This is a genomic window from Streptomyces sp. NPDC041784, from assembly GCF_055591025.1.
Genome location: NZ_JBVJAB010000017.1, coordinates 120816 through 145692 on the forward strand (window position 1 = coordinate 120816; position 24877 = coordinate 145692).

Annotated in this window: 7 protein-coding genes; 3 read left to right on the top strand and 4 right to left on the bottom strand. The window is 75.3% G+C overall.

The window, feature by feature from the left end; genetic code table 11:
• Positions 1–5 precede the first annotated feature (5 nt).
• Positions 6–16655, bottom strand: coding sequence for a type I polyketide synthase (locus tag ACZ6D7_RS31710; protein ID WP_469498332.1), 16650 nt, complete (start codon positions 16653–16655; stop codon positions 6–8).
• A 448-nt stretch (positions 16656–17103) separates the two neighbouring features.
• Positions 17104–17781, bottom strand: coding sequence for a uracil-DNA glycosylase (locus ACZ6D7_RS31715; RefSeq protein ID WP_469498211.1), 678 nt, complete (start codon positions 17779–17781; stop codon positions 17104–17106).
• Between the two features lie 131 nt (positions 17782–17912).
• Here ACZ6D7_RS31715 and ACZ6D7_RS31720 point away from each other — a divergent pair, with 131 nt between their 5' ends.
• On the top strand, positions 17913–18929 hold the full coding sequence (locus ACZ6D7_RS31720) for an N-acetylglucosamine kinase (RefSeq protein WP_469498213.1): 1017 nt from the start codon (positions 17913–17915) through the stop codon (positions 18927–18929).
• A gap of 172 nt (positions 18930–19101) precedes the next feature.
• Complete coding sequence (locus ACZ6D7_RS31725; protein ID WP_469498215.1) at positions 19102–20025, top strand: sirohydrochlorin chelatase; 924 nt, start codon at positions 19102–19104, stop codon at positions 20023–20025.
• A gap of 1300 nt (positions 20026–21325) precedes the next feature.
• Here the strand turns inward: ACZ6D7_RS31725 and ACZ6D7_RS31730 are convergent.
• Together ACZ6D7_RS31730 and ACZ6D7_RS31735 are read right to left on the bottom strand one after the other, a co-directional pair.
• Positions 21326–22396, bottom strand: a complete 1071-nt coding sequence (locus tag ACZ6D7_RS31730; protein WP_469498218.1) for a lactonase family protein — start codon at positions 22394–22396, stop codon at positions 21326–21328.
• Between the two features lie 205 nt (positions 22397–22601).
• Positions 22602–24113 (bottom strand): FUSC family protein, encoded by a 1512-nt coding sequence (locus ACZ6D7_RS31735; protein ID WP_469498221.1) that lies wholly within the window; start codon positions 24111–24113, stop codon positions 22602–22604.
• 261 nt (positions 24114–24374) lie between these two features.
• On the opposite strand from ACZ6D7_RS31735, the gene ACZ6D7_RS31740 reads away from it, so the two are divergent.
• Complete coding sequence (locus ACZ6D7_RS31740; protein ID WP_469498335.1) at positions 24375–24851, top strand: Lrp/AsnC family transcriptional regulator; 477 nt, start codon at positions 24375–24377, stop codon at positions 24849–24851.
• The last annotated feature ends 26 nt before the right edge of the window (positions 24852–24877 follow it).

The following is a 24877-nucleotide window of genomic DNA, read 5'->3' on the forward strand; positions in this document are numbered from 1 at the left end:
CGTCGTCAGGAGTCGTTGGTGTCGAGCGCCAGCTGGATGAGCCCCTCGACGTCCATCAGGTCGATCGCGCCGGCCTCGGCCTGTGCCTCGGGGCGCGGTGGCTCGTCGGCGGCGGGGTCGTCGGCCAGCTTGAGCAGGGCGTCCAGCAGTCCGGCCTCCTGGAGCCGGGCGAGCGGGATGGAGGTGAGGACGCGTCTGGTCTCCGCCTCGTCCGCCGGGAGGTCCGTGGGGAACTCCGCCCGGACGTCCGCCGGTTCGGGCTCCGTGTCGGGGCCGAGGATCTGTTCGCGCAGGAACTCCGCGAGCACCGTCGGGGTCGGGTGGTCGAAGACGGCGGTGACGGGGATGCGCAGTCCGGTGGCCTCGTTGAGCCGGTTGCGCAGTTCCACCGAGGTCAGCGAGTCGAAGCCGACATCCTTGAAGGGCCGGTTGACCTCGACCGACTCCGCGCCGCCCCGGCCGAGCACGGTCGCCACCTCGGCGCGCACCAGGTCCACCAGGGCCCGCTTGCGCTGGGACAGGGTGAGTCCGGTGAGCCGTCGGCGCCACTGGGTGGTGCCGTCCTCGTCGGTGTCCTTCGCCCCCGTGGCGGCCAGCAGTTCGCGGACCTCGGGGACGCCGCTCAGCAGCGGGCTGGGGCGGGCCGCGGTGAACGCGGTCGCGAACCGTTCCCAGTCCACGTCCGCGACCACCGGGTAGGTCTCGTCCCGGTCCAGGACGTGTCGCAGCGCCTCGATCGCCAGCCGGGGCGGCAGCAGGGGCAGTCCGCGCCGGTCCAGGGTGTCCCCGGCGATGTGGTCGGCGACCATGCCGCGTTCGGCCCACGGCCCCCAGGCCACCGAGGTGGCCGCGAGGCCGCGCGCCCGGCGGTGCTGGGCGAGCGCGTCCAGGTAGGCGTTGGCGGCGGAGTACGCGGCGTGTTCGGCGCTGCCCCAGACACCCGCGATGGACGAGAACAGGACGAACGCGTCGAGCGGGTGGTCGTGGAGCAGCTCGTCGAGGTGGGCCGCGCCGCGGACCTTGGCACCGGTCACCTCGGCCAGTTCGGCGTGGTCGAGCGTGTCCAGGGTGGCCAGCCGGTTGACGCCCGCCGTGTGGAAGACGGCGGTGAGCGGATGCTCCCGCCGGACCTCCGTGAGCAGGGCGGCGAGTGCGTCCCGGTCGGCCACGTCACAGGCCGCCAGGGTCACCCGGGCGCCGAGCCCGGCCAGGTCGGCTTCGAGGGCGGCGGCGTCCGGGGCGGCGCGGCCGGCCCGGCTGACCAGGACCACGTGGTCCGCGCCGCTCCGGGCGAGCAGGCGGGCGACCTGGCTGCCGAGCGCGCCGGTGCCACCGGTGACCAGCACCGTGCCGCGCGGCCGCCAGGGGCCGCCGTCCGCCGGGGTGCCGGCGGGCACGGGCACGAGCCGGCAGCCGAGGACGCCGGAGGCGCGGACCGCCAGCTGGTCCTCGGGCCCGGGGTCGGCGAGCACACCGCGCAGCCGGGTGCGGACGCCGTCGTCGATCGATTCCGGCAGGTCCACCAGACCGCCCCAGCGCCTGGGGTGTTCGAGGCCCGCCACGCGTCCCAGTCCCCAGGTCAGCGCCTGGAGCGGGCCGGCCACCGGGTCGGAGAGGTCCGCCCGTACGGCGCCCCGGGTGGCGCACCACAGCGGCGCGCCGATCTCCAGGTCGCCGAGCGCCTGGATCAGGGCCAGGTTGAGCACCTGCCCGAGCGGCAGTTCCGGGTGGGCCGGGTACGCGGTCTCGTCCAGGGCGAGCAGGGACAGCACGCCGTCCACCCCGGCCGCCGCCGGCTCGCGCAGGCGGGCGGCGAGCGCCGCGCGGTCGGTGTCGTCGGCGGTCACCGTCACCCGGACGGTGCGGGACGCCAGGTCGCCCAGGGCGTCGGCGGTCCGCCGGGCCTCCGGCGTCGGCGGGACCAGCAGCAGCCAGGTGCCGGACGGGGTGTGCGGGGCCCGTTCGGGCAGGGCCTGCCAGTCGATCCGGTAGCGCCAGCCGTCCAGGGTGCCGAGGTCGTGGCTGCGCCGCCGCCACGAGGAGAGCACGGGCAGCACGGCGCCCAGCGCGGAGCGGTCGTCCGCTCCGCCGACGCGCAGGGCGTCGGCCAGCGCCGCCAGGTCCTCCTGCTCGACGGCCGCCCAGAAGCGGTCCTCCGTCGGGTCGGCCGCGCGGACCGCCGGGGCGGCGGGCGTGGGCCAGAACCGCTCCCGCTGGAAGGCGTACGTCGGCAGCTCCACCCGCGCCGGGTCCACCCCAGGATCCCGGTCGCCGAGGACGGCCGCCCAGTCGACCCGGGTGCCCCGGGTGTAGGCCTCGCCGAGCGAGGTGAGGAAGCGTTCCGCTCCGCCCTGGTCGCGGCGCAGCGAGCCGACCACGCTGCCGTCGAGCACCGGCTCGTCGCCCGCGTCGAGGGTCTCCTGGACGGCCATGGACAGCACGGGGTGCGGGCTGATCTCGACGAACACCCGGTGGCCGGCGTCGAGCAGCGTGCGCACGGTCGGCGCGAACTGCACGGTCCGCCGCAGGTTGGTGTACCAGTACTCCGCGTCCAGGCCGGTGGTGTCGAGGCGTTCGCCGGTGACCGTGGAGTGGAACGGCACCCGGGAGGCGGCCGGCGCGATCGGGGCCAGCAGCTCCAGCAGTTCCGCGCGGATGGACTCGACCTGCGGCGAGTGCGAGGCGTAGTCCACCGGGATACGGCGGGCCCGGACACCCGTGGCGGTCAGCGCGGCGTGCAGCCCGTCCAGCGCCTCGGGGTCACCGGAGAGCACGACGGAACCGGGCCCGTTGAGCGCGGCGACGGCGAGCCGGTCGGCCCAGGGGGCCAGCCAGGGGCCGAGTTCGGCCTCGGGCAGCGCGACGGACATCATGCCGCCGCGTCCGGCGAGCGCGACCAGGGCCCGGCTGCGCAGGGCGACGACCCGCGCCGCGTCCGGCAGGGTCAGCGCCCCGGCCACGCAGGCGGCGGCGATCTCGCCCTGGGAGTGTCCGATCACGGCGTCGGGGTGCACGCCGCAGGAGCGCCAGAGCGCGGCGAGCGCGACCATGACCGCGAACAGCACCGGCTGGACGACGTCGACACGGTCCAGGGACGGCGCGCCCTCCGCCTCGCCGAGCACGTCCATCAGCGACCAGTCGACGTACGGGGCGAGGGCGTCCTCGCAGGCCAGCAGCTGTTCCCGGAAGACGTCCGAGGACGCCATGAGGTCGCGGGCCATGCCGGCCCACTGGGCGCCCTGGCCGGGGAAGACGAAGACGACCTTGCCGCCGGGTCCCGCGGTGCCCCGGACCAGTCCGGGGGCGCTCTCGCCCGCGGCGAGGGCCCGCAGCCCGTCCAGGAGGTCGTCCCGGTGCCGTGCCACGACCGCCGCCCGGTGTTCCAGCGCGGTCCGGCCGGAGTGGAGGGCGTGCGCCACGTCCGCGACCGCGGGGGCGGGCTCGGTACGCATTCGCGCCAGCAGACGGGCCGCCTGGCCGCGCAGGGCGGCGTCGCTCGCGCCGGACACCAGCCAGGCGGTCGGCTCCCCGGTCTCCCGCGTCTCCCCCGTCTCCCGCGTCTCCTCGGTCGACGCGGGACGAGGAACGTCCGGCGCCTGCTCGACGATCACATGGGCGTTGGTGCCGCTGACACCGAAGGACGAGACACCGGCCCGTCGGGGCCGTTCGGCCGCGGGCCACGGCGTGTGCTCGGTGAGCAGCGCCACCGCCCCCGCCGACCAGTCCACATGCGGCGACGGCTCGTCCACGTGCAACGTGCGCGGCAGCTCACCGTGCCGCATCGCCAGCACCATCTTGATCACACCCGCCACACCCGCAGCCGCCTGCGTGTGCCCGATGTTCGACTTCACCGAACCGAGCCACAACGGCCGGTCCCCCGCACGCTCCTGACCGTACGTCGCCAGCAACGCCTGCGCCTCGATCGGATCACCGAGCGTCGTCCCCGTACCGTGCGCCTCCACCGCATCCACATCCGCCGCACCGAGCCCGGCATTGGCCAGCGCCTGCCGGATCACCCGCTGCTGCGACGGACCGTTCGGCGCCGTCAGGCCATTGGACGCACCGTCCTGATTGACCGCACTGCCCCGCAGCACCGCCAGCACCGGATGCCCGTTGCGCTCCGCGTCCGACAGCCGCTCCACGAGCAGCATGCCGACGCCCTCACCCCAGCCGGTCCCGTCCGCCGTGGCGGAGAACGCCTTGCAGCGGCCGTCCTCGGACAGCCCGCGCTGCCGGGAGAACTCGATGAACAGCCCCGGGGTCGACAGCACCGTCACACCGCCGGCCAGTGCCATGGAGCACTCGCCCGACCGCAGCGCCTGGGCCGCGAGGTGCAGGGCGACCAGCGAGGAGGAGCACGCGGTGTCCACCGTCACGGCCGGGCCCTCGAAGCCGAAGGTGTAGGCGACCCGGCCGGACAGCACGCTGCCCGCGTTGCCGGTGCCGATGTAGCCCTCGGCGGCGTCCGAGGAGGCGCCGGACAGGACGCCGTAGTCCTGGTTGCTGATACCGGCGAACACACCGGTCGGGCTGCCCTTCAGCGAGACCGGGTCGATGCCCGCCCGCTCCAGGACCTCCCAGGAGGTCTCCAGCAGGAGCCGCTGCTGCGGGTCCATCGCCAGCGCCTCGCGCGGGCTGATGCCGAAGAAGTCGGCGTCGAAGTCGGCCACGTCGTGGAGGAAGCCGCCGGCCCGGGTGTACGAGGTGCCCTGGTGGTCGGGGTCGGGGTGGTAGAGCCGCTCCAGGTCCCAGCCGCGGTCGGTGGGGAAACCGGAGATCGCGTCTGTGCCCCCGGTGACCAGCTCCCACAGCTCCTCCGGGGACGTCACCCCGCCGGGGAAGCGGCAGGCCATGCCCACGATGGCGATCGGTTCCAGGTCCCCGCCGGCGGTGACGGCGGCGTACGGCACCGGCTCGTCCGCCGTCGATCCGGCCAGCTCCGCCACGAGGTGGCGTGCCAGCGCGGCCGGGGTCGGATGGTCGAACACGAGGGTGGCGGGGAGCCGGAGGCCGGTGGCCTGGCCGAGCCGGTTGCGCAGCTGGACGGCGGCCAGCGAGTCGAACCCGGCCTCCTTGAAGGCCTTGCCGGCGGGTACGGCCGTCGCCGAGGCGTGTCCGAGGACGAGGGCGACCTGGTCGCGCACCAGCGACAGCAGCGCCGGTTCCCGTTCGTCGGCGGGCAGCTCCGCGATCCGCGCGCGCCACTGCGCGGACCGGTCGGCGTCCGGCCGGTCCGTGCCGGTGAGGTGCCGGCGGGCCTCGGGGAGGTCCGCCAGCAGGGCGCTCGGGCGCTCGGCGGCGAACACGCCGGTGAACCGGCTCCAGTCGATGTCCGCGACGACGGTCAGCGCCGCCCCGCTCTCCACGGCCCGGCGCAGTGCCTCGACGGCCGGTTCGCGGTCCATCGGGGCCAGGCCGATGCGCCGCAGCCGGTCGTCGGCGGTGTCGTCGCCGGCGGCCATGCCCGCGCCCGCCCACGGGCCCCAGGCGATGGAGGTCGCGGGCAGGCCGTCGGCCCTGCGCCGCTCGGCGAGCGCGTCCAAGTAGGCGTTCGCGGCGGCGTAGTTGGCCTGTCCGGCGTTGCCGAGCGTGCCGGCCACCGACGAGAACAGCACGAACGCCGACAGCTCCCGATCCGCCGTCAGCTCGTGGAGGGTGCGGGCCGCGTCCGCCTTGGACCGCAGCACCTCGGCGAACCGTTCCGCCGACTGTCCGTCCAGCACACCGTCGTCCAGCACACCGGCCGCGTGGATCACGGCGGTCAGCGGCTGCTCGTCCGGCACCGAGGCCAGCAGGGCGGCCAGCGCCTCCCGGTCGGCGGCGTCGCAGGCCGCGACCGTCACCTCGGCGCCGAGCGCCGTCAGTTCGTCCCGCAGTTCGGCGGCGCCCTCGGCGGCCATGCCCCGACGGCTGGTCAGCAGCAGCCGGCCTGCCCCCTGCCGCACCAGCCACCGCGCGACCTCGGCGCCCAGGGCACCGGTTCCGCCGGTCACCAGTACGGTGCCGGCGACCTGCCAGGGCTCGACGGCCGTCGCCCGCGCGGCGCGGGTCAGTCGGCGGACGAACACGCCCGAGGCCCGGATCGCCAGCTGGTCCTCGTCCGCGAGGCCCGCCAGCACGGCCGTCAGCCGGGCCACGGACCGCTCGTCCGGCGTCTCGGGCAGGTCCACCAGACCGCCCCAGCGGTCCGGGTGCTCCAGGCCGGCCACCCGGCCCAGCCCCCAGATCGGCGCCTGTTCCGGGTGGGCGGGACGGTCGGACCGGCCCACGGACACGGCCCCGGTCGTCAGACACCACAGCGGCGCCTGCACCCCGGCGTCGCCGAGCGCCTGCACCAGCGCGAGCGTCCCGGCCAGCCCGTACGACGCGAGCGTCCCGCTCGGCTCGTAGGACGCGAGCGTCCCGGCCGGTTCGTACGACGTGGCCGGCACGCGTACGTGCGGCTCCTCGGTCCGGGCCAGCAGCGACACCACACCGTTGACCGGGCCGTCGGCCTCGGCGGCCAGTGCGGCGATCCGCTCGGCGAGGACGGCGCGTTCGGCCGCGTCGGCATCGACCACCACCGGCAGCACCCGCGCGCCGCGCGCGGTCAGCGCCGCCACGCACCCGGCGCCCCACGGGTCGTCCTCCGAGCGCTCCGGCAGCACCACGAGCCAGGTGCCCGACAGCACCGGCTCCGGCGCGTCCGCCACCGTCCGCCAGCTGATCCGGTACTGCCAGGAGTCCGCCGCGTTCCGGCTCCGGTGCCGCCTGCGCCAGGAGGCGAGGGCCGGCAGCACCGCGTCCAGGGAGTCCTCCCCCAGCTCCAGGGTCTCGGCCACGGTCGCCGCGTCGGCCCGCTCCACCGCGTCCCAGAACGCCGCGTCCACCCCGTCCACGGGGTCGGCGCCGAGCGGCGCGTCCGGCCAGTACCGCTCCCGCTGGAAGGCGTACGTCGGCAGGTCCACCTGCCGTGCGCCCCGGCCCGCGAAGAACGCCGCCCAGTCGACCGGAACGCCCCGCACGTGCGCCTCGGCGACCGCCGAGGTCAACGCGGGGCCTTCGGCGCGCTCCCGGCGCAGCACGGGCACGAGGACGGCCGTGGACCCCTCGGGCAGGCACTCCTGTCCCATCGCGGACAGCACCGCGTCCGGGCCGAGTTCGACGAACGTCGTGACACCGCGCTCGGCCAAGGTCCGCACACCGTCGGCGAACCGGACGGCCTCACGGACATGCCGGACCCAGTACTCCGGGTCGCACAGCTCGTCGGCGGTGGCGAGCCCACCGGTCAGGTTCGACACGACGGGGATGCGCGGAGACTCGTACGACACCCCCTCGGCCACGTGCCGGAACTCGGCCAGCATCGGCTCCATGCGCGGCGAGTGGAAGGCGTGGGAGACCGTCAGCCGCTTGGTCTTACGGCCCTCGAACGCTGCCACGACCTGCTCTACGGCATCCTCGTCACCCGAGATCACCACGGACGACGGGCCGTTGACCGCGGCGATCGAGACACGACCGCCGAGGACCGCCGTCACCTCCGCCTCGGTCGCCTGCACCGCCACCATCGCGCCGCCCTCCGGCAACGCCTGCATCAACCGACCCCGCGCGGCAACCAGCGCGCAGGCGTCGTCGAGGGACCACACCCCCGCGACATGCGCCGCCGACAGCTCGCCGATGGAATGCCCGGCCAGGAAGTCCGGCACCACACCCCACGACTCCAGCAGCCGGAACAGCGCCACCTCCAGCGCGAACAGACCCGCCTGCGTGTACACCGTCCGGTCGAGAGCCGTGCCGTCCTCGAACACCACGTCCCGCAACGGCCGCTCCAGCCGGCCCTCGAACCCGGCACACACCGCGTCGAACGCCTCGGCGAACACGGGGAAGGTGCCGTACAACTCACGCCCCATACCGGCCTGTTGCGACCCCTGCCCCGTGAACAGGAAGGCTGACTTGGCGCCTTGGGAGGTGAGCCCGCGCACCACGCCGGCCGCGTACCGGCCTTCCGCGAGCGCGGTCAGGGCGGTCAGGAGGCCGTCCCGGTCGGCGGCGGTCACGGCCGCGCGGTGGTCCAGCGCCGCGCGGGCGGTGGCGAGGGTGAGGGCGATGTCGGCCGGAGCGACGGTGTCCGCGGTCCGGGCGTGGGCGAGCAGTCGCCGTGCCTGGTCGCGCAGGCCGGGCTCGGTGCGGGCCGAGAGCAGCCAGGGCACCGTCGGGGAGGACACGGTGGTCTCGGTGGCGGCGGGCCGGTCGGCGGGCGGGGCCTGTTCGATGACGGCGTGGGCGTTGGTGCCGCCGATGCCGAAGGAGGAGACGGCCGCCCGGCGCGGGCGGTCCACCGAGGGCCACTCCTGCGCCCGCGTCAGCAGTTCCACAGCGCCCGCGGACCAGTCCACCTGGCGTGACGGCTCGTCGACGTGCAGGGTGCGCGGCAGCACACCGTGCCGCATCGCCATCACCATCTTGATGACACCGGCGACACCGGCCGCGGCCTGCGTGTGCCCGATGTTCGACTTGATCGAGCCCAGCCACAGCGGCCGGTCCTCGGGGCGGTCCTGGCCGTAGGTGGCCAGCAGCGCCTGGACCTCGATCGGGTCGCCCAGCCGGGTCCCCGTGCCGTGCGCCTCCACCACGTCGACGTCGGTGGTGGACAGTCCGGCACCGGCGAGCGCCTGGCGGATCACCCGCTGCTGCGAGGGGCCGTTGGGCGCGGTCAGGCCGTTGGACGCGCCGTCCTGGTTGACGGCCGAGCCGCGCAGCACCGCGAGCACCTGGTGGCCGTTGCGCCGGGCGTCCGACAGACGCTCGACGAGCAGCAGACCGACGCCCTCGGACCAGCCGGTGCCGTCCGCGGCGTCGGCGAAGGACTTGCAGCGGCCGTCGGGGGACAGTCCGCGCTGCCGGGAGAACTCCACGAACGTGGTCGGGGTGGCCATCACGGTGACGCCGCCCGCGAGCGCCAGTTCGCACTCGCCCTGGCGCAGGGCCTGGGCGGCGAGGTGCAGGGCGACCAGCGAGGAGGAGCAGGCGGTGTCGACGGTGACGGCCGGGCCCTCCAGGCCGAAGGTGTAGGCGACGCGGCCGGACAGGACGCTGCCCGCGGTGCCGGTGACGGTGTAGCCCTCGGCCTCGTCGGAGAGTCCCGCCGCCTGGGTGGCGTAGTCGTGGTACATCAGGCCGGCGAAAACGCCGGTGCGGGTGCCCTTGAGGGCGGCGGGGTCGATGCCCGCCCGTTCGAAGACCTCCCAGGAGGTCTCCAGGAGCAGCCGCTGCTGCGGGTCCATGGCCAGCGCCTCACGCGGGCTGATCCCGAACAGTCCGGCGTCGAAGTGCCCGGCGTCGTAGAGGAATCCACCGGTGCGGGAGTAGGTCGTAGCGGCGTGATCGGGGTCCGGGTGGTACAGGCTGTCGAGGTCCCAGCCGCGGTCGGTGGGGAAGTCCCCGATGCCCTCCTGTTCGGAGCGGACCAGCTGCCACAGGTCCTCCGGGGAGGCGACGCCGCCCGGGTAGCGGCAGGCCATGGCGACGATGGCGATCGGCTCGTCCGGGTCGGCGGCGGGCCGGGGGGCGGGCGCGGCGGCCGTCGGCCGGTGGTCGCGCAGGAGTGCGCCGTGCAGGTGGCGGGCGACGGCGCGCGGGGTGGGGTGGTCGAAGACCAGGGTCGGGGGCAGGCGCAGGCCGACGGCGGTGCCCAGCTGGTTGCGGAGTTCGATCGCGGTCAGCGAGTCGTAGCCGAGGTCCTTGAAGGCCTGGTCGGCTCCGACGGCGTCGGCGGAGCCGTGGCCGAGGACGGCCGCCACGTGGTCGCGGACCAGGGTGAGCAGGGTGCGGTGCTGTTCGGCCTCGGGCAGGGCGGCGAGCCGCTCGGCGAGCGAGGAGGCCGGCGCGTCGGAGGCGGCGGCCGGCGTGGTGCGGGTGGTGCCGGCGGGCCGCACGAGGTGGCGCAGCAGGCCGGGGACGGGTCGCCCGGCGGCCTGGGCGCGGAGTCCGGGGAGGTCGAGCCGGACCGGTACCAGCAGCGCCCGGTCCTGGTGGACGGCGGCGTCGAGGAGTTCCAGTGCCTGGTCGGTGGGCAGGGGCAGGATGCCCGAGCGGGCCATCCGGGTGAGGTCGGTGCCGGCCAGGTCGCCGGTCATGCCGGACGCCTGCTCCCACAGGCCCCAGGCGGGTGCCGTGGCGGGCAGGCCCTGGGCGTGGCGGGTCTGGGCGAGGGCCTCGGTGAAGGTGTTGGCGGCCGCGTAGTTGGCCTGGCCGGGGCCGCCGAGGACGGCGTTGACCGAGGAGAACAGCACGAACGCGGTGAGCGGCGCGTCCTGGGTGAGTTCGTGGAGGTTCCAGGCGCCGTCCGTCTTGGGGCGCATCACGTGGTCGACGCGCTCGGGGGTGAGCGCCTCGACGACACCGTCGTCGGTGAGGCCGGCGGTGTGCACGACGGCGGTGAGCGGGTGTGCCGCCGGGACGCGGGCGAGCAGGGCGGCGAGGGCGTCCCGGTCGGTCACGTCGCAGGCGGCCACGACGGCCTCGGCGCCCAGGGCGCGCAGTTCGTCGCGGAACTCGGTCATGCCGGGGGCGTCGAGGCCGCGGCGGCCGGTGAGCAGGAGGTGCCGGGCGCCGTGCGCGGTGACCAGGTGGCGGGCGACGAGCCGGCCCAGGGTGCCGGTGGCGCCGGTGACCAGCGCGGTGCCGTCCGGGTCGAGGAGCGCCTCTGTGGCGGGCGTGGCTGCGGTCGCGGTGGCGGCGGTCAGCCGGGGGGTGGTCACCGTGCCGCCGCGTACGGCCAGTTGGGGTTCGCCGGTGGCCAGCGCGGTGGGCAGGGCCGCCGCCGAGCGGGGGTCCTGGTCGAGGTCGAGGAGGACGAAGCGGCCGGGGTGCTCGGTCTGCGCGGAGCGGACCAGGCCCCACAGCGGGGCGTGCGCCAGGTTGGTGACGGGTTCCTCGGGCCGGGTGCCGATCGCGCCCCGGGTGACGACGACGAGCGTGGTCCGCGCCAGCCGCTCGTCGGCGAGCACCTCCTGGACCAGGGCGAGCAGCGCGGAGGTGGCGGCGCGGGCGGCGCCGGCCGGTCCCTCGGCGCCCACGGAGCGGTCGGTGTCCGTCCGGAGGGTCAGCAGGATCTCGGGGGCCGGTGCACCCTCGTCCAGCGCCTGCCCGAGGGCGGCGACGCCGGGGTGGTGCGCGACGGGTGCCCCGGTCGCGGACAGGGCGGTGCCCAGCCCCTCGTCCAGCGGGCCGAGGACGGTCCACTCCGCGGGGGTCTGCCGTACGGCCGTGGTGGGCGCGGGCACCCACTCGACCTGGTACAGGGAGCGGGTGGCGGCGGAGCGCAGCTGGTCGGCCGCCACCGGGCGCATGACGAGCGAGTCGACGACGGCGACCGGGCGTCCCGCGGTGTCGGTGGCGGTGAGCGTCAGTGTGGTGCCGTCGGCGGTGGTGTCGCCGGGTGTGAGGCGCAGCCGCAGGGTGTCGGCGCCGGTGGTGTGCAGGGTGACGCCGGTCCACGCGAACGGCAGGCGCGGGGTGGTGTCGCCGCTGTCGACGAGGTCGAGGAGTCCGGCGTGCAGGGCGGCGTCGAGGAGGGCCGGGTGGACGCCGAACCGGTCGGCCCGCTCGCGTTGGGCGCCGTTCAGGGTGACCTCGGCGAACACCTCGGTGCGCCGGCCCTCGCCGGTACCCGTTCCGGTGTCGGTGTCGGTGCCGGTGTCGCGGCGCCAGGCGGCGGTCAGGCCGCGGAACTCGGGGCCGTAGGAGTATCCGAGGCCGGCGAGCGCGGTGTAGAAGCCGTCCAGGGGGACGGGGGTGGCGTCCTGCGGCGGCCACTCGGCGAGCGGTTCCGGAAGGTCCCCGGGGCCGGCGGCGACCGGACCGGAAGCGGGCAGACCGGTGGCGAGCAGTCCGGTGGCGTGCCGGGTCCAGGGTGCGTCGGTGTCCTCGGCCTCGGGCCGGGAGTGCACGCCGACGGGCCGGTGGCCGGTCGGGTCCGGCGCGCCGACGGTGAGCCGCAGGCGGACGCCACCGTGCTCGGGCAGCACCAGCGGGGCCTCGATGGTCAGTTCGGCGAGGCGGTCGCAGCCGGCGGCGGCCGCGGCGTGCAGCGCCATGTCGACGAAGGCGGTGCCCGGGAGGAGGGTCCGGTCGAGCACCTGGTGGTCGGCGAGCCAGGGGTGGGTGTCGAGGGCAAGCCGGCCGGTGAAGAGCAGCCCGTCGGAGCCGGGGAGTTCGGCTGCGGCCATCAGCAGGGGGTGGTCGCCGTCGAGCAGTCCGGCCGCGGTGACGTCCCGGTCGGTGGCGGCGGGCAGCAGCCAGTACCGCTCGTGCTGGAACGCGTAGGGGGGCAGCGGGACCCGGTGGACGTCCGTGTCGCCGAACGCCTCCGCCCAGCGCACGGTGACGCCCGCGGTGTGGGCCTCGGCGAGCGAGGTCAGCAGCCGGGCGGGGCCGCCGTCGGCGCGGCGCAGGGTGCCGAGGACGACCGCGTCCTCGGTCCCGGCGGCGGCCAGGGTCTCCTCCAGGCCGATGCCGAGCACCGGATGCGGGCTGGCCTCGATGAACACCCGGTGGCCGTCGGCGAGCAGGGCTCGGGTGGTGCGCTCGAACTCGACGGGCCGGCGCAGGTTCTGGTACCAGTACTCGGCGTCGAGACCGGCGGTGTCGATCCGTTCGCCGGTGACGGTGGAGTAGAACGGCACCTCGCAGCCGCGCGGGGCGACGGTCGCCAGGTCGGCCAGCATCCGCTCGCGGATGCTCTCGACGCCGCTGGTGTGCGAGGGGTAGTCGATCGGTACTCGGCGTGCGCGGGGGCCGTTGTCGGCGCAGGCGGCGAGGAGTTCGCCGAGGGCGTCCGGGTCGCCGGCGACCACGGTGGAGGAGGGGCCGTTGACGGCGGCGACGGTGAGCCGGCCGGACCAGGCGGTGATCAGTTCGCGTGCCTGTGCGACGGGCAGCGCGAGCGAGACCATGCCGCCCGTTCCCGCGAGCCCCAGCAGGAGGCGGCTGCGCAGCGCCGCGATCCGGGCGGCGTCGGGCAGGGAGAGGGCGCCGGCCACACAGGCCGCCGCGATCTCGCCCTGGGAGTGCCCCACCACGGCCGAGGGCCGTACGCCGTACGACCGCCAGACCTCGGCGAGGCCCACCATGACCGCGAACAGCGCGGGCTGGACGACGTCGTCCCGGTCCAGCGCGGGCGCGCCGGGGGCGCCGCGCAGGACGTCGGTGAGGGACCAGTCGACGTGGGGCGCCAGGGCGTCGGCGCACTCCTGGATCCGGCGGGCGAACACCGGTGAGGCGTCGAGGAGTTCGGCGGCCATGCCGGGCCACTGGGAGCCCTGGCCGGGGAAGACGAACACGGCCTCGCGGTCCGCGCCGGGGACGGCGGCGCCCCGGACCAGTCCGGCGGTGTCGCGGCCCTCGGCCAGCGCGGTCAGCGCGCGCAGGGCCTGCTGCCGGTCCGTGACGGTCAGCACCGCGCGGTGCGGCAGCGCCGCCCGGCCGGTGGCCAGGGTGTGGGCCACGTCGGCCGTACGGAGTCCGGGGTGCGCGCCGAGGTGCGCGCGCAGCCGGCCGGCCTGCTCGCGCAAGCCCGCCTCGGAACGGGCGGACAGCGGCCAGGGCAGCGGCGCGTTGTTCTCGTCGGGCGCGGGTACGGGCCGCGGACGCGCCGCGGGTACGGCGTCCGGGCCGGCCGGGGTGACGACGTCCGGGTCGGACTCGATGATCACGTGCGCGTTGGTGCCGCTGATGCCGAACGCGGAGACGGCACCGCGCCGGACGGGCCCGCGGCCGGGCCAGGCGACGGCCCCGGTGAGCAGTTCGATCTGCCCGGCCGACCAGTCGACGTGGGTCGTGGGCCGGTCCGTGTGCAGGGTGGCGGGCAGCGTGCCGTGGCGCAGCGCGAGGACCATCTTGATGACGCCGGCGACTCCGGCGGCGGCCTGGCTGTGGCCGATGTTGGACTTCATCGAGCCGAGCAGCAGCGGCCGTTCGGCGGTGTGGCCGCGCCCGTAGGTGGCCAGCAGCGCCTCGGCCTCGATGGGGTCGCCGAGCCGGGTGCCGGTGCCGTGCGCCTCCACGGCGTCGACGTCGGCCGCGGTCAGCCCGGCGTTCGCCAGGGCCTGGCGGATGACCCGGGCCTGGGCGGGTCCGCTGGGTGCGGAGAGGCCGTTGCTGGCGCCGTCCTGGTTGATGGCGCTGCCGCGCACGACGGCCAGGACCTGGTGTCCGTTGCGCCGGGCGTCGGAGAGCCGTTCCACGACGAGCACGCCGACGCCCTCGGCCCAGCTGGTGCCGTCGGCGGCGTCGGCGAACGGCTTTGCGCGGCCGTCCGGTGCGAGGCCGCGCTGGCGGCTGAACTCGGCGAACATGCCGGGGTTGGGCATGACCGTCACACCGCCGGCCAGGGCCAGGGTGCAGTCGCCCTGGCGCAGGGCCTGGCCGGCCAGGTGCAGGGCGACCAGGGAGGAGGAACAGGCGGTGTCGACGGTGACGGCGGGGCCTTCGAGGCCGTAGGTGTAGGCGATGCGGCCGGAGGCGACGCTGGCGGTGTTGCCAGTGAGCAGGAAGCCCTCGACGCCGTCCGGCGCCTGGTGCATCCGGGGGCCGTAGTCCTGGGTCATGGCGCCGACGAAGACGCCGGTGCGGCTGCCCTTGAGGGTGCCGGGGTCGATCCCGGCGGATTCGAACGCCTCCCAGGAGGTCTCCAGCAGCAGCCGCTGCTGGGGGTCCATGGCCAGGGCCTCGCGGGGCGGGATGCCGAAGAAGGCGGCGTCGAACTCGTCGGCGTCGTGCAGGAATCCGCCCTGGCGGGTGTACGAGGTGCCGGGGTGGTCGGGGTCCGGGTGGTACAGCTTCTCCAGATCCCAGCCGCGGTTGGCGGGGAAGTCGGAGATGGCGTCGCCGCCCGTGATCAGCAGCTCCCACAGGTCCTCGGGGCTGCGCACGCCGCCCGGGAAGCGGCAGGCCATGCCGACGACGGCGAGCGGTTCGTCGTCGAGGGCCTCGGGGACCACCGGGGCGTCCGTCTCCTGCGCCGTGCCGGTGCCGCGGACCTCGGCGCGCAGCCGCTCGACCAGGGACTGCGGAGTCGGGTGGTCGAAGACGACGGCTGCGGGCAGCTTCAGTCCGAGGGCTCCGACAAGGCGGTTGCGCAGGGCCATGGCGGCCGAGGAGTCGATGCCCAGGTCGCGGAAGGCCCGGCCGGAGCCGGCCGCTTCGGCCGCCGACTCGCCGAGGACCGCCGTGTCACCTGTGACGGCCGCGTCGCCGAGCACCGCCGCGAGTTCGGTGCGCACCAACGTGGTGAGGGCGCGGGTCAGTTCGGTGTCCGGCAGGTCCGCGAAGCGGCAGGAGGGCGCGACGGCGGTCGGTGCCGTGTCCGGTCGTTCGTCCCGGTCGTCGTGGGCGGGCAGTTCCAGCGGCCGCGGGTCGGTCCCGGCGAGGGCGGTGGACCAGTCCACGGAGCCGCCGTGGACGTACAGCTCGGCCATGCCGGTCAGGAACTGACCGCGGCCGCCCTGGCGGCGGCGCAGGGTGCCGACGACGGCGGTGTCGGCGCCCGCGTCGTCCAGGGTCTGCTGGACTCCGAGGGTCAGGACCGGGTGCGGGCTGACCTCGACGAAGGCCGCCGGGCGTCCGGCCAGCGCGGCGCGGACGGCGTTCTCGAAGAGGACGGTGCCGCGGACCATGCGGTACCAGTACTCGGCGCCGAGCCGGGTGGTGTCGTACCGGCCGCCGGTGAGCCCGGAGTAGTACGGGATGTCCGAGGGGCCGCCGGTCAGGGGGGCGAGGTCCTGGAGCAGCCGGTCGCGGACGGTCTCGATCTGCGGGGAGTGGGCCGCGTACCCGACGGATATGAGCTGGGCGCGCACGCCCTCGGCGACGAGCCCTTCGCGGAGTGTGCCGATGGCCTCGGTGTCGCCGGAGACGACGGTCCAGGACGGGCTGTTGGCGCCGGCCAGGGCGAGCCGGTCGCCCCACGGCATCAGACGGGGCAGCAGCCGGTCGGCGGGGAGCAGCACGGAGAGCATCTCGCCGTGGCCCATCAGCGACACCTGGGCGCGGCTGAAGGCGGCGACGGCGCGCATGGCGTCGGGCAGCGACAGGGCGCCGGCGACCTGGGCGGCGGCGAACTCGCCCATGCTGTGGCCGACCACGGCGCCGGGCTCGACGCCGGCGGCCCGCCAGAGCGCGGCGAGGGAGATCATCACGGCGGCGAGGGCGGGCTGCGTGACGTCGGGCCGGGTCCAGACGGCGGGGTCCTGATCGGTCGTCAGGACCTCTTCGAGGGACCAGTCGGTGTACGGCTTCAGGGCTTCGGCGCACTCCGCGAGGGTGCGGCGGAACACCGGTGAGGAGTCCTGGAGTTCGCGTGCCATCGCCGGCCACTGGGGGCCCTGTCCGGGGAACACGAAGACGGGCCGGGCGCTGTCGCGGGCCGTGCCGAGGACGAGGTGCGGGGCGGCGGCGCCGTCGGCCAGCGCGCGAAGGCCGAGGGTCTGTTCCTCGCGGTCCCCGGAGACGATCACGGCCCGGTGCGGTCCCTCGGTGCCGACGGCGCCAGGGGTGTCAGGGGTGCCGAGCAGTGCCCGGGCGACATCGGCGACCGCCCACTCGGGCCGGGCGTCGAGGTGTTCCCGCAGCTGCCGTGCCCGAGCGCGCAACGCGTCCTCGGAGGACGCGGAAATCACCCAGGGCAAAGCCGGCGCATTGTCGTCAGACCTGTGCCAGGAATGCGATTCGTCCATACCCTTGCCCCCGCAGCCGATGGATGATTTCACCGGATTCACACCCGGGCAGGGGCGTGCTGATACACGAGGGCAATAATCCAAAATTCATCATTCACCGCATGGCATGGCATGACATGCGTGACAAACCGCCGGCCGCTTTCGCAGACCGGACGTCTCAAGCCCCCGTTGTGCATGCGCGCGTCCGAGACGCCGCACGATTTCCCCGTTACGGATGTGATGACCCCCGGGACGGGTTCCGCATGTCCCGGTGATCAACTCCTCGACTAGCTAATACCCTGCCTCGCCGGGCTGTCAAGGTCGGCAAGTTCACAGCGGAATCATGAATTCCGGTCGCAATGCCAGGAAATGAAGCCCTCTGACCTTGCGTTGTGGGAGCGCCGGACTGGCCCTAGGGCAGGCGCCAGTCCACCGGCTGCGCGCCCTGCCGCACCAGGAGGTCGTTGGCCCGGCTGAACGGCCGGGAGCCGAAGAACCCCCGGTCCGCCGACATCGGCGAGGGGTGCGCGGACTCGATCGCGGGGAGGTCCCCGAGCAGCGGCCGCAGATTGCGCGCGTCCCGTCCCCACAGGATGGAGACCAGCGGCTTTCCGCGCGCGGCGAGCGCCCGGATCGCCTGTTCGGTGACCTCTTCCCAGCCCTTCCCGCGGTGCGCGTTCGGCTTGCGCGGGGCCACGGTGAGCGCCCTGTTGAGCAGCAGTACGCCCTGCTGGGTCCAGGGCGTCAGATCGCCGTTGGACGGCTGGGGCACGCCCAGGTCGGTGGTGAGCTCCCGGTAGATGTTGATGAGGCTGCCGGGCAGATTCCGTACGTCCGGCGAGACCGCGAAACTCAGCCCGATGGCCATGCCGGGGGTGGGGTAGGGGTCCTGGCCGACAATCAGGACGCGTACGTCGTCGAAGGGCTGCTGGAAGGCCCGTAGGACATTCGCCCCGGACGGCAGATAGGTCCGCCCGGCCGCTATCTCGGCCCGGAGGAAGTCCCCCATGGCCGCGACGCGTTCGGCCGCGGGTTCGAGGGCCTTGGCCCAGCCTGCTTCGACGAGTTCGTTCAAAGGTCGAGGTGCCACGGAACGTCACTCTAGTGGCAGGCACTGACACCGGCCGCCGGACGCCGAAGCAGCGCACCGCGACACTCCTCGCGGCGTAGCCTCTCTGTTCGTCCAGACGCCGGAAGCGGTGGAAGAGAGGGAACCCCCGTATGACCGTCCCCACGGAGCCCGAACCGGCCGACGGCATCCTCGCGGTGGACTCCGGAGGCTCGGGCCTGCGGGTGGCGCTCGGCACCGCCGGGCGGGGCGCGCCGGCCGAGCGGTCGTCCGGGGTCCCGGTGCGCATCGGAGAGGGGGGCCTCGACCCCGACCTTCTGATGAGCCAACTGGTCCCCATGGTCCGGGCCTTGGCGGCGGAGACGGGCATCGCGCGGCCCGCCACGGCGGTCGTGGGGGCGGCGGGGCTCGCCACCCTGGGCGACGCGCTGCGCGCCGCGCTGCCGGGCGCCCTGGCGCGGGAGTTCGGGGTCCGGACGACGGCGCTGGCCGCCGACGCCGTCATCGCGTACGCGGGTGCCGTCGGGGCACGGCCGGGGGCCGTGGTCGCCGCGGGCACCGGTCTGATCGCGATCGGCACGGATCTGACGGCATGGCGCCGGGCGGACGGCTGGGGCCATCTGCTGGGCGACTGCGGTGGCGGCGCCTGGATCGGTCGGGCGGGTCTGGAGGCCGCGTTGCGCGCGTACGACGGCCGGCCGGGCGGGTCGGCGCGGCTGCTGGCGGCGGCCGAGGAGGAGTTCGGCCCGATGCCCGGGCTGCCGGGGCTGCTCTACCCGCGCCCGGACCGGCCGGCGGTTCTCGCCTCCTTCGCGCCCCGGGTGGCGGGGTGCGCCGCCGGGGACGACCCGGTGGCCGTGGGCGTGCTGCGCGCGGCGGCCCGGCACATGGCCGACTCGGCCGCCGCCGTGTGCCCGGCGGAGGGGGAACCCGTCGTCGCCCTCACCGGGGGCGTGGCGAAGCTGGGCGACCCCCTCCTCGTACCGCTGGCGGAGGAGTTCGCCCGACGGCTGCCGCGGGCCCGCCGGGTGCCCGCGGAGGGCGATCCGCTGCACGGCGCGGTGCGCGTGGCCGCGTGGCTGGCGGCGGGGGAGGTCGGTCTGCCGGCGGACGGCACGCTGTTCTCCGTGGTGAGAGGCGTGCGGGAGGGTCCGGGTCGTACGGCGTAGTCGTACACGGTTACCCAAAAGGGGGATTATTTCCTTCGGGGGGCAAGTCACCCGGAAAACACGCTGATCACTTCTGATCCGCACGTAACTCATCAGACAAAACCGGACGGATCCCGCTCACCTGCACCCTCCCCGAACAGGGGAGCCCAGGAAACAAGTAACATGCGGCGCCATGAGCTCCCCCACTGGGCCCTCGTCCGGCCTGCCCGTACGAATGCCGCGCCCCCGCCAGCCCGGGCGGCACCGCCGACCCGAGCCGTTGGCGGCGCCCGAGGGCGCGCCCGCGCTCGTCCTCGCGGTGCCTGGCACTCCGAGCGCCGCCACCCGCGGCCTCGCCGAGGAGATCGTGAGCATCGCCCGCTCCGAGCTGCCCGGCCTCGACGCGCGCATCGCGTACCTGGACGGGGACGACACCGACTTCCCCACGCTCCAGTCCGTCCTGGCGTACACCGCCGAGGAGCGCACCGCCCGCTACGAGCAGGCCCGCGCCGCCGGTCTCGACGTCAAGGAGCCCGACGGCCCGGTCGCCGTCGTCGTGCCGCTGCTGGCCGGCCCCGACGGGTCGCTGCTGCGCCAGGTCCGCCAGGCGGTCATGGAGAGCAAGGTCGCCGCGGACCTGGCCGATGTGCTCGGCCCGCACCCGCTGCTCGCCGAGGCGCTGCACGTGCGGCTCTCCGAGGCGGGTCTGGCCCGCGCGGACCGCGCCCGGCTGTTCACCGTGGCGACGGCCGCGGACGGCATCATCCTGGCCTCCGTGGGCGGCGAGGAGGCCGTGCAGGCCGCCGGGATCACCGGCATGCTGCTCGCCGCGCGCCTCGCCGTGCCGGTGATGGCCGCGGCCCTCGACCAGGAGGGTTCCATCGCCTCCGTGGCCGAGCAGCTGCGCTCCTCCGGCTCCCAGCAGCTGGCGCTGGCGCCGTACCTCATCGGCCCGGAGATCGACGCCACGCTGATCGAGGCGGCCGCCAAGGAGGCGGGCTGCGCCGCCGCCGAGGCGCTCGGCCCCTACCCGGCCATCGGCAAGCTGGCGCTGGCCAAGTACACGACCGCCCTCGGCATCGCCCCGCAGCAGCCCCAGGGCACGCCGGTCCGCTGAGACCACGACCGGCAGCCGTACCACCGCACCACGCGAAAGGGCCCGCCCCTCAGGGGAGCGGGCCCTTCGCTGTGCGGGGGCCCGACGGACAGCCGCGTCCGTGGCCGCGGTGTGCGCCGAGTCCGTGGCCGGGGCGTGAGCCCGCGGCCGCCCCGGACGTGAGCCCTGCCCCAGGCCGCGGCGTGCGCCGTGGCCGGAACCATGCCGCCGGCCGCGCTCAGGGGCCGGGCGTGAGCCGCACTCGATGCCATCCGGCCGGCCGGGGCCGTGAACGGCGAGACAGTCACGCCCGGGACAAACCGTCAGCCGCGCTCGACGCCCCCCACCCGCCACGGCCGGGAACCGTGGCACGGCCGCGCCCGGCACCGACCGTCAGCCGCGCCTGGTGCCATCCCGGCCGGCCACGACCGGGGGCCGTGCGGGTCGGCCGAAGCCGAGGTCCGTGCGGCGGCCGCAGCCTGGGCCGGGCGTCAGCCGAACCCGTGTCCCGAGCCGTCAGCCATGCCCCCCGTACGGCGGCCGCAGCCGAGCCCAGGCGGCCGGCCACGCCCGAAGGCTGAGCCTCAGCCGCGCCCGCAGGCCACGCCGTCGGCGATGACCAGGCCCAGGACTTACGCGAAACAGCCGAAACCGAGGCTCGTTCCACAGCCGCAACCTGGGCCGCGCCGTCAGCGAAACCCGCAGCCCGTGCGGCAGCGTCCCCGCCTCCGTACCGCCGCCCGTAGCCGAGGGCGGAAGGCCGACCGAACCCATGGCCGGGTGTCAGCCGAGCCCGAGGGGCTCGCGGCCGGCCGAGTCCATGGAGCGGACGTCGACCGAGCTCCAGAGCCAGGCGGCCGATCAAGCCCACGGTCGGTCGTCAACCGATCCCCAGAACCTGGAGGCCCGCCGAGCCCATGGACCGGGCGTCAACCGAGCCCGAGGGGCTCGCGGCCAGCCGAGTCCATGGAGCGGACGTCAACCGAGCTCCAGAGCCAGGCGGCCGATCAAGCCCACGGTCGGTCGTCAACCGATCCCCAGAACCTGGAGGCCCGCCGAGCCCATGGACCGGGTGTCAGCCGAGCCCGAGGGTGGCCTGGCGGTCGGTCCCGGCCGGGACCGGGCGTCAGCCGTGCCCGTGGCCGACGTGGCCGACCGAAGCCGAGGCCCGGGGCGCCGGCCGTACCCGCAGCCCGCGCGGTCGGCGCGAAGCCGAGGCCCACACCGTCAGTCGCGGCAGAGGCCGCACGGCGGCGGAAGCCGAAGCCGAATTTCGTGCCGGAGATTCGTACCGGAGAGACGTGTCCGGGGCGCCGGGCCGTCAGCCGTGGCCGATGCCCCCCGCGCGGCCGAGGATCACGCAGGAGGCCGCCGGGACGGGGATCGAGCCGGTGTGGCGGGGGAGGCCGGTGGACGGGTCGAGGGCGAACCAGGTGACGTCGCCGGAGCGCTCGTTGGCGACGTACAGGAAGGCGCCGGAGGGGTCGAGGGCGATGTCCCGGGGCCAGTCGCCCTCGCACGGCACGGTGCCGACCAGGCGCAGTGCCTCTCCCCCGGCCTCGACGGCGAACACGGAGAGTACGTCCTCGCCGCGCGTCGCGGTCCACACGAACCGGCCGTCGGGCGCCACGGCGATGCCCGACGGATAGGCGTCCCCGGCGGGCGCGCCGGGCAGGACCCCGGTCTCCGCGAGCGGCTTCAGGGAGCCGTCCGGGGCGTCCCAGCGGCAGACGGTGACGGTCGGGGTGAGTTCGTTGACGACGTAGGCGTACGCGCCGCCCGGGTGGAAGGCGAGGTGGCGCGGCCCGGAGCCGGGGCGCAGCGCGTGCTCGCGGTGCACGACGAGGCCGCCGTCCCGCAGGGCGCACACCCGCACCGAGTCCGTGCCGAGGTCCACGCTCACCGCCCAGCGCCCGCTCGGGTCGGGCTGCACCTGGTGGGCGTGCGGCCGCTGCTGGAACCGGGTGTGGGGTCCGGAGCCGGTGTGGCGCAGGATCCCGGAGGCGGCGCGGGCGAGCGTGCCGTCGGCGCGGACGGGTACGGCGGTGACGCTGCCGGAACCGTAGTTGGCGGTCAGGACGTGCCCGTCGAACACGCTGAGGTGGGTCGGCCCGCTGCCGTCGACCGGCACGGGCGCCCCGGCGGGCTCGGGCACGTCACCGGTGACGCGGTACGCGGCCACCGTGCCCTCGGCCGTCTCGCTGACCGCGTACAGCGTGTCGCCGACGGCCGAGAGGGCCAGGTAGGAGGGGTCGGGCAGGCCGTTGAGGCTGCTCAGAACGGTGAGCGCGCCGCTGTGCGGGTCCACGGCGGCCGTCACGATCCCGGGGCCGCCCGCCGCCGTGAACGAACCGATGAACGCCCGCCGTCCCCGTCCGCCGAGATCTGCCACCGCTGTCCCCTCTCGGTCCGTGCTGTCCGGGGCTGACGGTAGCAGTCGATCAGCAGCGGTCTAGACCAAGTATGGCGGTGCGGCGGACCTGTTCGCGCAGGGTTTCGGCGGGCGGCGAGGCCCGGGAGGGGCTCGGCGCGGGCCGCTCACCGGGCGTGCCGACGGCTGTCCGTACGGGCGGGAAGAGGGCCGGCGCCGGCGGTGATCAGACGCGGGCCGGCACGCGCCCGGATCCGCTCAGCGGGACGGCGAGTTCGAGGAGGGCCTGTTCGAGGGCGTGCAGATGGGCCAGGACCGGCTCGGTCTCGGTGGTCCGGGGCGCGGCGGCGGTCTCCGTCCCGGTGCGCCGTGCGCCGGCCGGTGCGGCGGTGAGCGCCTCGACGGCCGCCTCCACGCGCCAGCAGGCGGCGGCGAGGCGGGCGTCGTGCGAGGCCTCGGGGTCGGCGGCGACGGAGGCGAGGCCGCGCACCTCGCGCGCGCAGTCGTCGAGCAGCGCGAGGACGTGCCGGGCGCGGGCCTTGCGGGCGCGCATCGGGGTGAGGGGGTGCACCAGCGGCGCCAGGGACTGCCGAACCCGGGCGAGGATCTGCTCCAGCTCGGCCACCCGTCCGGCCGGGTCCGCCGTCGGGGAACCGGCGAGCCGTGCGGCGGCCTCGGCGGTGCAGGCGTGCACGCAGCGCAGCGCGCGCTCCACCCAGGCGTCGGTCACGGAGTGCGTGGTCACCGGCAGCACCAGCAGGACGGCGAGCACGGCGCCCAGCGCCCCCACGGCCGTCTCGGTCACCCGCAGGGCGAGCAGGGCCGGGTCGAGCAGACCGAGCAGGCCGTAGAGCATGCTCGCCATGACCGTGACGGCCAGCATCATCCAGGTGTAGGAGACGGCGGCGGTGTAGAAGATCCCGAAGACGCTGACCGCGACGATCACGGCCGTCGCCACCGGCTCCCCGTGCAGGGGCACGGCCACGAGCAGGCCCAGCACGATCCCGAGGACGGTTCCCAGGAACCGGCGGAAGCCGCGGACCAGCGTCTCGCCGCGCGAGGTCGTGTTCACGAAGACCCACCAGGTCGCGCCCACGGCCCAGTACCACCGCTGGTCGGAGAGCGCCTGCCCGGCGGCGAGGGCGAACGCGGCGCCCACGGTCGCCTGCACGGCCTGCCGGGTCGTGATCCGTGCGAGCCCCGGGCCGCCGGTCGGGACGGCGACGGCGGCCGGAACGGGCAGCCGTCGCTCGTAGCGCCACAGCCCGAACCGCACCGCCGAGGCCGCGGCCAGCGACAGCAGCACGGCCGCGTACAGCTCCGGGAGCTGGCCGGGGACGGTGTGCAGGAACTGGGCGGCGAAGTAGGTCATGAACGCGAACACACCGAGCGAGTGACCGCGCGGGCCCCAGCGCCGGGCGTACACCCCGGCACCCACCACGGCGAGGAACGCCAGGTCACGGCCGAGGGGCAGGTCGTGCAGCCCCGCCGCGAGGCCGAGCACCGGCAGGCCGACGACCGGCAGGAGCGCGGTGGTCACGGCCTGGCCGCGCACGGTCGCGTCGGTCACGGTGAAGAGGGCGAGCAGCGCGGCCAGACCACCGGTGATGGCCGCCACCAGCGAGTGCCCGGCCAGGCCGCACAGCGCGACGGCGAGCCCGATGCCGAGCACCGCCCGGGAGGCGAAGCGCAAGCGCACCCGCCCCGGGTCCGGCGCCACGAACGCCCTTTTCAGCAAGTTGCCCCGCCCTTTCCGCACCGTGATGCGGCACGACATGAGAAAGGCGCCGCGGGGTCCGCAGCGCCATTGACCCGTATATCTCAGCATCCGGGAGGCTGATGGTTCAACCGGCGTCAGGGCAGATGGGCCAATGGCACAGAAAGGGCGGGCGCACGACGGCCACCGGCGGGCCAACGGACCACTCGTCCGCCGTTAGAGTCGGTGACGATCACGCACGGGCGCGAGAAGGCACGCACGGACACGAGAAGGGCGGGCACCATGGCCGTCGACGAACTCGACACCCGCATCCTGCGCCTGCTGCTGGAGCAGCCGCGCACCAGCGTGCGGGAGTACGCCCGTGTCCTCGGTGTCGCGCGCGGCACGCTCCAGGCCCGCCTCGACCGGCTGGAGCGGGACGGGGTGATCACCGGCACGGGTCCGGCCCTCTCCCCCGCCGCGCTCGGCCACCCGGTCCTGGCGTTCGTGCACATCGAGGTCACCCAGGGCAACCTCGACGACGTGGGCGACGCGCTGGCCGCCGTTCCGGAGATCGTGGAGGCGTTCTCGATCACCGGTGGGGGCGATCTCCTCACCCGGGTCGTGGCGCGCGACAACGCGCATCTGGAGGATGTGATCCAGAAGCTGATCGGCCTGCCCGGCGTGGTGCGCACCCGGACCGAGGTGGCCCTGCGCGAGCGCGTGCCGCACCGTTTGCTGCCGTTGGTCGAGTCGATCGGGCGCGCGGCCGGGAAGTGACCCACCCGGGCCGCACCTTTGCGTCC